Genomic DNA, 12,573 nt, shown 5'->3' on the forward strand with positions numbered 1-12,573 from the left:
AAAGTGTCAAAAAGTATTTACATGAAAAGTAAAGAAGAGGTGCTTATGCCGGAACTTATGGCGTATACCTTGGCCAAATTAGGTTCGTATGAATGGAATAGAACAGAGATGTATAATCCGAATCGGATATATGAGAAACCTGCGGGTTTTTATTTTAGATTCCATAACGCTGATCAGCTTTACGAGGAATTAAAGCATTGTATTCAGCACTTTAAGGGAAACCTTGAGTGGATGATCTATGTAAGTCCTTTAACCAAAAATCAAAATTATGTCATTGAGCCAGCGGATGTGCACCATGCTAAACAAACTGAGGCATATCAAGTGAATTTGGAACTTGAGGAAGTGCTTCAAGATTCATATAAAGAAATCTGTGAGCAAGCCATTCAAGACATTCCATTGTTATGTAATCATATTGAGCAATGGTTTGGGTTGGAACATAAGCAACTACATGCGCCTACAATACCGAATTAATGTGATATGAAGAATTACCTGATGTAAGAGGGTCTGTATTGTGCAAAGTTTAGAAATCATTTTAATTGATTTTAACAAAAATAATCTGGATCGATTCATTAAGAATGATTTGAACATTCAGGCGGATCAGATCAAAAGTTCTCACTTTTATGATAACCGTAGTGAAAACGATATTGAATTTCAGCAAATAGAGAGCCTTGAAGAGATTCTTTCTCCTAAGGGAACGGGAAATGTATTGTTGTCTCAGCTTAACCGGGGTCATACCTTTAACGACGTGATGATTGTATTCTCATTTGATGAGGAATTTGGAGATATTGTAATTAACTTTCCTGAAGAGGAATTGTTCAGCGGAGAAAATTCAGAGACAACGTTAAAAGCTCAGAAGTTAATAGAGTATATTCTTGATATTAAGAACAAGTATGCAATTGAGAAGGTTAGAATCGGTTATGAACCAGCTATGGATGATGACACTTGCTTGGTCGAGATTGATAAAGAAACAACGAATATTAATGCTATTATCGCAAAACTGTTGGCTTAGAATCCTTCTTAACCAGAGTTTGATGCAGAACAATTAGACTTTAATTGGCAGAAAGCCCATTTCAACTCGAATACGAGTAGTCATGGGTTATTCTCATCTCCTCAATCGAATCTACTGCACTACAAAATCAATCCTTCCCTTACCACGGCAAATGGTATAATGGCAAAAAGGGAGATTCTAGCGCGAGGCTCGAAGGCTCTCACAGCAGAAAGGATGTTATACCACATGCCTACATACAACAAATTGGTGCGGGACAAGATCCCGCATATTATCACATCCAGCGGTAAGGAATGCCGCACACGCATTCTGGACCCGGAGGAGTATAAGCAAGAATTAAGAACGAAGTTGCAAGAAGAATCGGATGAGTACGTAAATGCAGCGAGTGATCAGGAAGCCCTAGAAGAACTAGCCGACATGCTGGAGGTCATCCGGGCGTTGGCGGAGGTACACGGAGCGAATGAGGCGCAGCTGGATAAACTACGGGCAGACAAAGCCGAGGCGCGCGGCGGATTCCAGGAACGAGTGTATCTGATCGATGTCGACGAAGCTTAACGTTAAACTCATTACAGATAACTTGGCAGACGAACTCATTTCCCGGATGCAGCATGCGTCCGGGATTTATATTATGACGTCCTTTATTATGCAGTCTGGTGTGAAGCTGCTTGCCCCGCATTTGAAACGGGCAGCAGAACGTGGAGCTGAGGTGCGAATGCTCGCGGGAGATTATCTGTATATCACGCAGCCGGAAGGACTTCGGGCGCTCTGTGAGGTCCATCCACGAATTGAAGCTCGGCTGTGGCGAAGTATGGGGACTTCTTTTCACCCAAAAGCGTATCTGTTCGATCATGACAACGGGGAAGGACTACTGATCGTCGGCTCGTCCAACTTTTCGTTCACGGCGCTGAAGACGGGGTATGAATGGAATCTCGCAATGAATGCGGAGGCGGAGCCGTATACGTTTCATATGGCTTTGGACAAGTTCATGCAGAGCTTCTACCACGAGACAACCCTGCCGGTTAACCCGGATTCGATTGAACTGTATGAGGAAGAGTACCGCAAATATCACCAGAAGAACCCGGAGATGATCCAGCGCATCACGGAGATGGAAGAAGCGGAATTTGGCACAGGTCTGCCAGAGGACAAAGAGGAAGAAACCGCCGAGCTGTCGCTGGTGCCGATTCAACCGCGCTTTGCACAGTTAGATGCCCTTGAAGCACTTCAAGGCACGATGGAGGAGCAGTACGACAAGGCAATGATCGTTATGGCGACCGGGCTTGGCAAAACGTATCTGGCGGGTTTCTTCGCCCAGCGGTTCCAGCGGGTGTTGTTTGTAGCGCACCGGGAAGAGATTCTGTTCCAAGCGAAGAGGTCTTTTCAACGGATCATGCCGGAGCGCAGTCATGGGATATATAACGGTCAGTATAAGGATGGGGCGGCGGATTGTGTGTATGCTTCGATCTTTACGCTTAGTATGCAGAAGCACCGGGATGGATTTGCGATGGATGCATTTGATCTGATCGTGGTGGACGAATTCCATCATGCGGCGGCTAAGACGTATATGTTGGTGATTGAACATTTTCAGCCAAGGTTCCTGTTGGGCATCACGGCGACCCCGGATCGGCTGGATGGCAAAGATGTGTATGCGCTCTGTGATGGGAATGTGGCGTACCAGATGCATTTTATTGAAGCGATCCGGCGAGGTTGGCTGGCTCCATTTCAATATTACGGAGTATTCGACGATACGGATTATTCGCAGATTCGCTGGATTGGGACAAAGTATGATGAGGAACAGCTCATGGGCGTTCAATTGCAAGAGGAGCATGTAGAGACGATCTATGCAGCCTGGGTCCGACACAAACAGACGAGAACGATTGGCTTTTGCTCTTCGATCCGGCAGGCAGACTATTTAGCTGCGTATTTTCGCAGTCAGGGCGTGAAGGTACTCAGTTTGCATTCGCGTACAACGGAGATGTCACGGGAGGAAGCCATTCGACAGCTTGATGCGGGTGTACTGGAGGTTGTGTTGACGGTGGATCTGTTCAATGAAGGAACGGATATACCGCGTGTAGACACGCTTCTCTTTGTGCGTCCAACGGAGTCACTCACCGTGTTTACACAGCAGGTGGGGCGTGGTCTGCGGCTGGCGGAAGGCAAATCACATTGTGTCATCATCGACCTAATCGGAAACTACCGGAATGCGGATGTGAAGCTGAGTTTGCTGGATGTGCGCGGAGAGCTGGAGGGAACCGCGAAAGTCCGAGATTCGGCTGTGCCGGAAGTTCCGGCTAACTGTGGAATTCATCTGGAGACGAAGGTGGTGAACCTGCTTCAGGAGCTAAGCCGCAAACGGCTGCCGCGCCGCGAGAAGTTGCATCAGGATTTTCTGGATGTGAAACGAGAGCTGGGGCGCATCCCGACGTATCTGGGGCTGCATCTCATGGGGCGTTCGAAGAGTATCGGGTATCGGAGCGAGTTTGGTTCGTATGTTGGATTTCTCTATTGGGCGGAGCTGCTGTCCCCAACTGAGGGAGAGATGTACGTCCGGCATGAGGCGTGGCTGCGTGATGTGGAGAAGACGATTATGAACAAAAGCTACAAGATGATCGTGCTGCTGTACATGCTGGAGCGAGGCGAAGCGCACTGGATGGACCCGATCACGCCGGGGGAGCTGGCTGAATTTTTCCATACGTATCTGACGGAGAAGGAATACCGGAAACGGAAAGACTTTTCAGACAAGGACAAGCTAGCGCTCTGGGGATGGAACAAGAAGACGGCAACACGGATTGAGAAACTGATTATCGACATGCCGATGTCCATGTGGAGCGGTTCGAAGGGCAGCATGACGCGATTCGAGGATGGCGTGTTCTCGCTGAATGTGCAGGTGAAGGGTGCGGAGGAAAAGGCGTTACTGTATCGTTGGACAAAGGAGATTTGTCAGTATCGGTTGCATGCGTATTTTGAACGCGGGGCAGGTAAGTAGAGAAGAAGTTCTTATCAGTCAGTCAATCTGAAATTTTATTTGGCAAATAAAAATTTACCAAGAAGAAAAAGCAAAAAGCGTACCAGTGGATTATCGGTACGCTTTTTGCTTACTTGAAATTAACTTTTTGTAGTTCACTTATATTATTCGAATAGGGGAACTGTCTAATAATTGTAGAGAGATCGAACAACAAATATATCAACTTAAAAAAGATTAGATATTATTAATTTTTAAAAGAGGGTTTTATTATAAATTATTGAATAATATATAATATATGGAAGTAGTATCGTGATAAGGAGGTGAACTATTTAGACTTATTTTTTATTAAAAAGTAGATTGTGCCAGAAACTAGTCCAGCTAAGATAAGAAGGCTAACAACGAGAATAAGTATATTATTCCACACAATGTGCATTGTCGAAACCCCTTTCATAATAATTTTTAGGAGGTATTTAAAGTGAAGAAGATCAGTATGTTATTGACATTATTCTTGGTTTCAATATCCATTTCCGTTCTTTTTACTAATTCAGCCCACGCAAGTACAGGTGAGGAAGATACAGCCTTAAAAATACAAAATATACTAGATAAGTATGAAGTGAACGAACCATTTTCTGACGAAGATACACAATATTTAAAAGAAAACTCAGCTTTAAACAATAATATAACATATATTCAAAATAAAGGGGACGTATCAGTCTTTTCGGTATCAAAGAAATTTTTCACAGGTAACAATAAAACATTAGCTTTAACTGGTTATGTAGAATACGATAACGGATTCGGTAAAAATAGTTGGAATTTCTATATTGACGCATGGGACACAGCTGGCATAAAAAGAAACATCCGAGCAGAAGTTAAAATTGATTGTGTAGGTATTGTAAATTTTGAAACTGGAGCAATAGGTAAAATCTATAACAATACAGTAAGCCAGACATCGTCTGGCAAAGTGGATTTCCTTACCTTAAATAAGTCTGATTCATTCACAGGCCTACCTATGTTTGTTTATTATTATCCAAAGGCTACATTTGACGGAGTTGATTTAGCCGGTGAGTTCAGATAAAAACATTTCTAGAAATTAAAATATCCATCATCAAACCCATGGCTAAGGTGCTCTAGCCATGGGTTTATTAGATTGATCATTTACATAATGGGGCGTTTAATTGATATCACCATTGTTCCGTGTTTTTTCAGTGCGTTCTTTCGGAGGTCATCTAACATCTTTCACAGCTGATATGACTCCACCCTCCACATAAACCATAATCGCTTGATACAAAAATCTCAAAAAATCTCCATTACCAAACTGATCGAAATAACCCGCATAGCGACGATCCGTCGTATAGGCTTCAGCAATACACCTCAGAATCTCAATATCACAGACCATAAACTGCTCCAGACAACTCTTCCATTTACGCACTAACGCTTGTACCTCACCAGAAGCAGGGGACAGATCCTGATGTTTCGCCAATTCCCGAAATACCTGCTCTACGTTGACCGAGAACTGCTGGTAGGCTATTTCTTGCTCTTCCGCAGACAGCTCGCTCACATTAGCTTCGAATTCCTGATATTTCTCGGTGTCTCCATAGACAAACTTTGCCTCGGATTCATATTGCTCTTGAATAGACAGAATGGAAGAGTCATCAAACAGATTAAGATGAGAGATATCCGTTCCATCCACATACTCGTCCAACTGGTCGATGATGGTTTCGAGCTTTTGTTTGCGTTGAACCAGTGTACTGCGATGCTCTCTTAGAATATCTTTCTGTTCATCTTTGGAGAGCTGCATCATGGCCGCAATGTCTTTCAATGAGAAATTCATTTCTTTGAACAAGAGAATCATCTGCAGATTCCCCAGTGCCTCTTGATCATAATAGCGATAGCCGTTGTCCTCGACTTTGCTCGGTTTCAATAGATCTGTTTTATCATAATAATGTAATGCACGTTTGGTGATGCCAGTAATCTGGATGATATCTTTAACGGTGAAATAGGGTGTCTTCATTCCAAAATTCCTTTGTTTCAGCAAGGATGACACTTGCCGGAGTGATGGTTGCTTCGGTGATCGGTGTACCTGTTTTGTTCAGATAATATTGGATTAAGTGATAACCGCAAGAATAGCCAGCCGCATAGGGCATACCTACGGGCGTGAAGTTTTGCATGATGGCAAGTTCATCGCCGTATAGATACGGATTAATTTGGTCAAAACCGGTGACATGCAGCTGGTCTTTCATCTTCGGTTTGATTACTTTATTCAAAGTCTCCATATCCGTTTTAGCTACCCAGGGGCCTAGCAACTCTTCTCCATACAGGGATGTCGCAAAACTCTCGGCCAACCCCTCGCTAACCACCATCTCCCCAAGCGTAATCTGTGGACTCCACTGGATATATTGATATCTCACATTATGATTGCATTCATGGGCTAACACGGATTGGATACGAGGTAGAGTATACCTATTGGGGATCAGGTTCGCAATAATGTAACCCGGGATTCCACCATCTCCGCTGATGCCTTCGTTCATGGTGAGTGATGGACTGTTCTTGTCGCCTAATAAAATCGTGTATAGATATTCGGAGACCGATAACTCAATCCCATGATCTGTAAAGGTGGATAGACTCGTACGAACAGCTTCATGACACTGTTGCCAAAATGCCTCAGACGAAATCGCTGCTAACGATTCGTTAATCTCAGGTGTGATATCTGCTGGAGCGATATTCATAAAGTTATTCATCATAATCACGTCGAAGCCGTGAGGCTCTTGAGAGCGAAACGGGATTTGTTGAATGTTCCATTTGTTCATGAAAGGACTCATCATTCGCTCGCGGTATAACTCCAATTTCTCATCGGGTGCAGCCTGGATGATCTCCTCATAGATTTGATCTGAGCGTAAAGCGGTAATTTTCATCCTTAATCTCTCCTTCATGTAAGCTTGAGATCATTATCAAGTATGACCTAACGTAACAGTCAAGCGTTGATATTACGCTGCTGGCTCTCAGAATGATTCTGCATCTTCATTGCGAATATCAGAGCAGACAGGATATAGATCAGGCTTAACAAGAGATAAGGGAGTTGCAGCGAGAATACGCGATCAAAAGTCGTTTCACTAACCCGCACCAATAATCCGCCGAGAAGCGTACCAATGGCACTGATCCCAAAGGACAAAAAGCGAAACACACTTCCGACCCTGCCAAGCATTTCATTAGGAACGGAACGTTGCAGGATGGACGAACGGGTAACATTGTAGACAATGATGAAAAATGCAGCACAGAAGTACAGACTACCTACCATATACGCATTGGTAGTTAGACCCACCACACCGTAGATAATTCCCATGCACAAAATGGAGGAGATAATCAATTGTTTAGTACTCCATTTCTTGCGCATATAAGCAACAGCCTGGCTCCCCACAATGCTGCCGATTGTTGCAATGGAGATGAGGATACCAAATGCAAAAGCATCCAACTGAAGCACATCTCGTACAAAGAAAATCTGAGTAGCCAGAATGATCGAATACATCAGCGTAACGGTGACAGACAGAATGGCTAATCCGCGGAGAAAACGATCATGATAGACATATTGAATACCGGACCACATCTCACGTTTCCAATTCTTCATCGGGCGAGCTTCCTTCTTGCTTGTTTCCGTATTCCCGGGGTAGAAGTTTCCCCTCAAACTGATTAAAAAAAGCAGAGCAATAACAGCCGTTACAGCGTCTATGGCAAAAGGAAAAACAATATGCAGGGTGATAATGAACCCTCCCAGAGCAACGCCCAGAATATCACTTGTGATTAACTGTCCGGCGGTGAACTGCCCATTCGCTTTCTCCAACTTACTCTCATCTACCAGTTGAGGGATGACTGTCTGCACCGTACTGTCGAATACAACTCGGCTCAGGCCAATACCAAACATGAACAGAGCTAGAATCGGAATGCTCACCCATCCTCCCCAGATGCATAACGTCAGTCCAAGCAGAAGGATCATTCGAGTAAAGCCTGCCCCAATCAGCATATGCTTGCGTGAGTAACGGTCAATGAGGACACCTACAGGAAGACTGAATAGTAGCCAGGGTAAACGAAGTGCCGCCATGGTGACAGAAGCATACAGTGTATCGCTTGTAAGGGTTGATATGAGCCAAGGAACCGCAGCGAGTGTAAGTCCATCACCCAAAAATGTAAGCGAAAATGCACCGAATAACTTGGTATAGTTCGACTTGATTTTCATCGTTCCCTCCACCAATAAGATGTAAAGCATAGCAAATTTAAGATTGGAAGATAATGTGTTTTCACTTAAACCAAATTTAAGTTATTCTAAAATGGTTTTCAATCCTATTTTTACATTAAATAACTTCACAAAACGCTTACAAACTTTCAATTCTACCCTACCTTTTCCGCTACGAAGCTGAGATAATGGGAGAGGAATAAGGTATGAAACAGACGCAACAACCATGTTCACCAACAGTCAAAAATAAAAGCTGCATATCCATAGGAGGATTATTAATGACGACACAACCATTGAATCTGATCCAATCCACGGAGGGCCAAGCGTTGCTTGCCCAAATGTATGGACAATCACAAGTAGAAGAACAGACTGCACGTTACACGAAGCTGAACGCAACGTTCGAAGAGTACTTCGGCTCGCAAGAGGGAAGCAAGTTGTTCAGCGCGGCAGGACGTAGCGAGATTGGCGGCAACCACACGGATCATAACCATGGTAAAGTGCTGGCGGGCAGCATTACGCTGGATACGATTGCAGTGGCAGCACCAACTGCGGATTCGGTTATTACGTTTTACTCAGAAGGTTATGACAAGAAATATGTAATCGATCTCACGGATCTCACGCCAAATACGGAAGACGATGGCACAACAGCATTGATTCGCGGTATGGCTGCGGGATTTGGAGAATTCGGGTATAAGGTAGGCGGCTTCCAGGCGTACCTCTCAAGTAACGTGTTCTCGGCATCAGGGGTGAGTTCCTCGGCGTCATTTGAGATGCTGATCTGTACGATTTTGAATCACTTCTATAATGATGGAGCACTGGATGTTGTCACCTTGGCCAAAATCGGTCAGTATGCGGAGAATCATTATTGGAATAAACCTTCCGGTCTGCTGGATCAGATGGCTTGTGCGTACGGCGGACTCATTGCTATTGATTTTGAAAATCCTGCACAGCCGGTTATCGAGCCTGTTCAGTGGGATTTCCAACAAAACGGCTACTCATTGGTTATTGTCAATACGGGCGGTAACCACGCCGATCTGACAGAAGATTACGCTGCTGTGCCATATGAGATGAGAGCGGTTGCTCAGGCACTGGGCAGTGAGTATGTTCGGGAAATTACAGTAGACGCAATCTACGCCAACCTCAAGAAGGTTCGTGAAGCTGCTGGGGATCGTGCTGTGCTGCGTGCGCTTCATTTCCTGGAGGAAAACAATCGTGTCGATGGTCAGGTTCAGGCGTTGCGTGATGGACGATTTGCTGATTTCTTGAAACTGATTACGGCGTCCGGTAACTCGTCATGGAAGTGGCTGCAGAATGTATATCAGAGTGGTGCTGTGAAGGAACAGGAGATTGGCATCGCGCTGGCACTGACCGAGAATTATCTGCAAAACCTGGGTGAAGGCGCTTGTCGTATTCATGGTGGTGGATTCGCAGGGGTTATTCTGACGATCCTTCCGAACGAAAAAGTAGAAGAGTATATGTCATGGATGCACGACATGCTGGAAACGCCGATTATCGTCGTTAATGTGCGTGCACAAGGCGCAGTATGTCTGAATGCATTAATCGCTAACGCAGGCTAAATAACACTCAGTTAAATAGTTCTAGCATGATTCTAAGAAGTCCGGGCTATGCCCGGGCTTTTTTGGATTGTCCATTTTTTGAAAAAACTTCAAACTTTGAAGGCCTGTAATGTGTTATTTAAGTAGTGGTTTAGTTAGGTTGGTAGTGACTAGAATACAGGCGTATTAATGATGGTTCGATTAGGCGAGAGGTTATATCTCAATAATGTTCTCATGGAAGGAAGGATCAGATGATTACACCTACAGTAGCTGGGCAGGAAGAGGCTCAATTATATGAGGAGTTGCGGCGTGCGATCGATGAATTCGAAGAGGGCGAGCAGCGGCAAATAGTTCTGAATCAAATGATCAGACGGCTCAAGTTTGCCAAGTGGCGTAAAGATCGGATGCGCAAGGTCGATGCATACTGTCAAAAGATGAAGCCCGCGACACTTTGGATCATCCTAGCCACAGGTGCACTTGCACCAGTCTTATTATTTAGCATGTTCATCTGGGTATCGTTGTGGGTGGAATGAAGCTGTAGTATAGGGATAACAATATGAGGTTAATAAAAAGAACCGTTAACCATCGGATTATCGTATTCCGACTGTAACGATTCTCTGAGCTATCTTTGGGGTTAGTGGGACATTTGCGTAGATTTACCGTCTAAGGATTGCACTTGTCCCTGAATGTACTGGTGGTAATCACGGAAGCTGCTGATGTGATGCAAGGAATCAGAATTCTCGGACTGAATCTTAATTTTGCCGTCCTGAGGCAAACTTTTCATCTCAGCAATGACGGATTTGGAACCTTGGATATCACCGGACATGTCCTGGATTCGCTGTAATAATGCCGGATGTCCCTCATGCTGGAGCATTTCGGCGAGCGGTCTCATTTCCTCCAACTTTTGACTCGACCGTTCAAGTGTGGTCATCACTTTGTCTCCATCTGTACTTGCGCTAAACGAGACCATTCGGTGAATATGGTCTTTCTCCATACGTTCAAGCGCCTCCAGATGGGAAGCTTCCAGTCGTTTGGGATCGCTCCAACTCTCCGATCGAACGGTGTCATTCTGTTGCTGGGAAGTATTATTCGCAGTGCCATTGCCACAGCCCCATAACAGAGTTGAGCAAGTTAACACGGCTCCAACGGCGATGATACTTTTTAACCTCATGCTGTCACTCCTTCGATAATTTCCTGAAGGTAGTATGAGCTATAATATCCAAAATCATGCTTCATCTTGTGATAAATGTAGCAAATGACCCCAATAAGTGAAGTTACAATTGCAACGTTATGTAGTGAGGTGAATCTTTATGAATCTTTATACTAATAACATATGCCGCTGGACCATTAACCTCCTGTATCCTGCCATTATCTTTGTATTTCAGAGCTGGGGACCGATAGTGTATTCTTGGACAGGTCCTATTTTGTTCGTCGCGGTTTTCTGCTTTCTGTGGAGCGATGTGAAAGACTTATTCCTCTCGACAGGATTGACATGGTTTATTGCCATCCCGTGTTGGTGGTATTGGATTGAGCGTCCTAAACCATCATTCGGTGCAGAACATTTTGCCGCACATCTATGGTTAATTGTACTTATGTATATTGTCTTTGTGCTCATTCCTCAGACCTTAATCCTGACTACTCGGTTGCGGGTGATGCATTATTATAAGAAGTGAAAGTTAGTAGAGAGTAGGCGGCCGTTGGCCGTTTTTTTAAAATAAAATGAACGCATGGGAGAGAGTTCAATTGTTGAGCAAAGATATAACAAAAAGTAAAGAAAGAAGTTTTTTGTATATCATGATTTTCACCTTAATATATGGTCTGACATTACTGATCTGGCCGTTGATCGCATTTGCCATGGGAATGTCGCTCGCTGCACCCACTCCTTCTGAGTATCAGGTGGCAAGTCGTTTGGAGGGCGATATACTGATGTCATACCCACTCTGCGTTATTGCGGCTTTGGTTTCGGGATGGGTTTCTTATCATGAGAAAAGATACATCTTTCCTTACTGGATCATGCAGTTGCCATTGTTATGGATCGCTGCATGGATGCTGGTAAATTACTTCGGGGCAGCACTATCTTACATACCATTTCTACGATAATTAATTGTTTATAGAGATTCAATTTTAAGGAGAGGTTAATCTATGCCCAAGACAAGCAACCGTCGACGGGTAGCGTACGTGTTGTTCTTTTTATTGCTCGCTGCAACTTTGTTTTTGATACGCTCTTGTGGTCCGCAGGACATCGACACAATCTTAAGCGAAGAAGGTATTCCCCCAGAACAGGTAAAGCTAGTTACAACTATTGAAACGCGAACACAAATGGTATTATATCAAGATCTCACTACGAATAACCTGACTCCTGTTTTGATTCAGCAAAAGATGTGGTTCTCCGAACTGGCCAGAATAGGCGGTGGTCTGCAGGATAATCCGGTCGAGCCGCTTTCTTCTCATATATCAGGATACGAGGAGTCTAAAGGCAAAATGATCTATATTATATACGGGTATCTCCACGATGCTGACATTACCCAGGTGCATATTCGCTACGAACCAAATCTGGCCTCTTCACGGTTGGAAGCGGAAATCGTGGAATCATCTTCCGATCAATCCAACGGGAGGTTGTGGTATGCGGTAATCCAGCAGCCGATTCACGAGATGATATGGGACATAAAAGGGTTGAACGACGAAGGTCACGTCATCTACTCATCTCTCGATAGTGAGGATTAGGAAGCAGGCTGGCTTATGGAATGGAAACTTCGCTGTCATAGATCCGCATGATCTGAACTGCAAACGAACGACATCCATCTACACAAACACCCCTTATCCG

At 44.3% G+C, this 12,573-nt stretch carries 14 protein-coding genes; 10 read left to right on the plus strand and 4 right to left on the minus strand.

Translation table 11 applies throughout. The features are described from left to right. Positions 1-3 precede the first annotated feature (3 nt). From C170_RS03290 to C170_RS03310, 5 genes are all read left to right on the plus strand, one after another. Positions 4-471 (plus strand): hypothetical protein, encoded by a 468-nt coding sequence (locus tag C170_RS03290; RefSeq protein ID WP_036606226.1) that lies wholly within the window; start codon positions 4-6, stop codon positions 469-471. Positions 472-511: 40 nt separating this feature from the next. Continuing rightward, a complete protein-coding gene (locus tag C170_RS03295; RefSeq protein ID WP_036606227.1) occupies positions 512-1,009 on the plus strand; it encodes a hypothetical protein in 498 nt (165 codons plus the stop codon). 225 nt (positions 1,010-1,234) lie between these two features. After that, positions 1,235-1,561 (plus strand): nucleoside triphosphate pyrophosphohydrolase, encoded by a 327-nt coding sequence (locus C170_RS03300; protein WP_036606228.1) that lies wholly within the window; start codon positions 1,235-1,237, stop codon positions 1,559-1,561. Beyond that, positions 1,545-3,989 carry a DEAD/DEAH box helicase family protein gene (locus tag C170_RS03305; RefSeq protein ID WP_036606229.1) on the plus strand — a complete coding sequence of 815 codons (2,445 nt, stop codon included), beginning with the start codon at positions 1,545-1,547 and terminating at the stop codon, positions 3,987-3,989. Before C170_RS03300 ends, C170_RS03305 begins: the two co-directional genes overlap by 17 nt. Before the next feature lie 454 nt (positions 3,990-4,443). Continuing rightward, positions 4,444-5,043 (plus strand): hypothetical protein, encoded by a 600-nt coding sequence (locus tag C170_RS03310; RefSeq protein ID WP_036606230.1) that lies wholly within the window; start codon positions 4,444-4,446, stop codon positions 5,041-5,043. A 147-nt stretch (positions 5,044-5,190) separates the two neighbouring features. Here C170_RS03310 and C170_RS03315 read toward each other — a convergent pair whose 3' ends face one another. From C170_RS03315 to C170_RS03325, 3 genes are read right to left on the minus strand one after another with little or no spacing between them, the layout of a single operon-like run. Then, positions 5,191-5,979, minus strand: coding sequence for a MerR family transcriptional regulator (locus tag C170_RS03315; protein WP_036606231.1), 789 nt, complete (start codon positions 5,977-5,979; stop codon positions 5,191-5,193). Next, positions 5,954-6,880 (minus strand): DUF2268 domain-containing protein, encoded by a 927-nt coding sequence (locus C170_RS03320; RefSeq protein ID WP_036606232.1) that lies wholly within the window; start codon positions 6,878-6,880, stop codon positions 5,954-5,956. Before C170_RS03320 ends, C170_RS03315 begins: the two co-directional genes overlap by 26 nt. A 59-nt stretch (positions 6,881-6,939) precedes the next feature. After that, positions 6,940-8,196, minus strand: a complete 1,257-nt coding sequence (locus tag C170_RS03325; protein ID WP_036606234.1) for an MFS transporter — start codon at positions 8,194-8,196, stop codon at positions 6,940-6,942. 275 nt (positions 8,197-8,471) lie between these two features. Between C170_RS03325 and C170_RS03330 the strand changes: the two genes are divergently transcribed. Together C170_RS03330 and C170_RS03335 are read left to right on the plus strand one after the other, a co-directional pair. Then, on the plus strand, positions 8,472-9,770 hold the full coding sequence (locus C170_RS03330) for a galactokinase (RefSeq protein ID WP_036606235.1): 1,299 nt from the start codon (positions 8,472-8,474) through the stop codon (positions 9,768-9,770). Between the two features lie 230 nt (positions 9,771-10,000). Further along, positions 10,001-10,282 carry a hypothetical protein gene (locus tag C170_RS03335; protein ID WP_036606236.1) on the plus strand — a complete coding sequence of 94 codons (282 nt, stop codon included), beginning with the start codon at positions 10,001-10,003 and terminating at the stop codon, positions 10,280-10,282. A gap of 101 nt (positions 10,283-10,383) precedes the next feature. On the opposite strand, the gene C170_RS03340 is transcribed toward C170_RS03335, so the two are convergent. Next, positions 10,384-10,920: a hypothetical protein gene (locus tag C170_RS03340; RefSeq protein WP_036606237.1), complete on the minus strand. Its 537-nt coding sequence runs from the start codon at positions 10,918-10,920 to the stop codon at positions 10,384-10,386. A gap of 139 nt (positions 10,921-11,059) precedes the next feature. Here C170_RS03340 and C170_RS03345 point away from each other — a divergent pair, with 139 nt between their 5' ends. The 3 genes from C170_RS03345 to C170_RS03355 all read left to right on the plus strand — a co-directional run bounded on the left by C170_RS03345 (position 11,060) and on the right by C170_RS03355 (position 12,473). After that, positions 11,060-11,422: a hypothetical protein gene (locus C170_RS03345; protein WP_036606238.1), complete on the plus strand. Its 363-nt coding sequence runs from the start codon at positions 11,060-11,062 to the stop codon at positions 11,420-11,422. Positions 11,423-11,495: 73 nt separating this feature from the next. After that, positions 11,496-11,849 (plus strand): hypothetical protein, encoded by a 354-nt coding sequence (locus C170_RS03350; RefSeq protein ID WP_162158947.1) that lies wholly within the window; start codon positions 11,496-11,498, stop codon positions 11,847-11,849. Positions 11,850-11,891: 42 nt separating this feature from the next. Continuing rightward, positions 11,892-12,473 (plus strand): hypothetical protein, encoded by a 582-nt coding sequence (locus C170_RS03355; RefSeq protein ID WP_036606246.1) that lies wholly within the window; start codon positions 11,892-11,894, stop codon positions 12,471-12,473. Positions 12,474-12,573: the final 100 nt, after the last annotated feature.

This window comes from Paenibacillus sp. FSL H7-689 (assembly GCF_000517905.1).
GTDB classification, from domain to species: domain Bacteria; phylum Bacillota; class Bacilli; order Paenibacillales; family Paenibacillaceae; genus Paenibacillus; species Paenibacillus amylolyticus.

Bases quoted from the DNA above. Each gene is read 5' to 3' on its own strand.
- C170_RS03305 (WP_036606229.1), top strand. From the start codon at position 1,545: ATGTCGACGAAGCTTAACGTTAAACTCATTACAGATAACTTGGCAGAC.
- C170_RS03315 (WP_036606231.1), bottom strand. From the start codon at position 5,979: ATGAAGACACCCTATTTCACCGTTAAAGATATCATCCAGATTACTGGC.
- C170_RS03340 (WP_036606237.1), bottom strand. From the start codon at position 10,920: ATGAGGTTAAAAAGTATCATCGCCGTTGGAGCCGTGTTAACTTGCTCA.
- C170_RS03335 (WP_036606236.1), top strand. From the start codon at position 10,001: ATGATTACACCTACAGTAGCTGGGCAGGAAGAGGCTCAATTATATGAG.
- C170_RS03345 (WP_036606238.1), top strand. From the start codon at position 11,060: ATGAATCTTTATACTAATAACATATGCCGCTGGACCATTAACCTCCTG.
- C170_RS03320 (WP_036606232.1), bottom strand. From the start codon at position 6,880: ATGAAAATTACCGCTTTACGCTCAGATCAAATCTATGAGGAGATCATC.
- C170_RS03355 (WP_036606246.1), top strand. From the start codon at position 11,892: ATGCCCAAGACAAGCAACCGTCGACGGGTAGCGTACGTGTTGTTCTTT.
- C170_RS03330 (WP_036606235.1), top strand. From the start codon at position 8,472: ATGACGACACAACCATTGAATCTGATCCAATCCACGGAGGGCCAAGCG.
- C170_RS03300 (WP_036606228.1), top strand. From the start codon at position 1,235: ATGCCTACATACAACAAATTGGTGCGGGACAAGATCCCGCATATTATC.
- C170_RS03325 (WP_036606234.1), bottom strand. From the start codon at position 8,196: ATGAAAATCAAGTCGAACTATACCAAGTTATTCGGTGCATTTTCGCTT.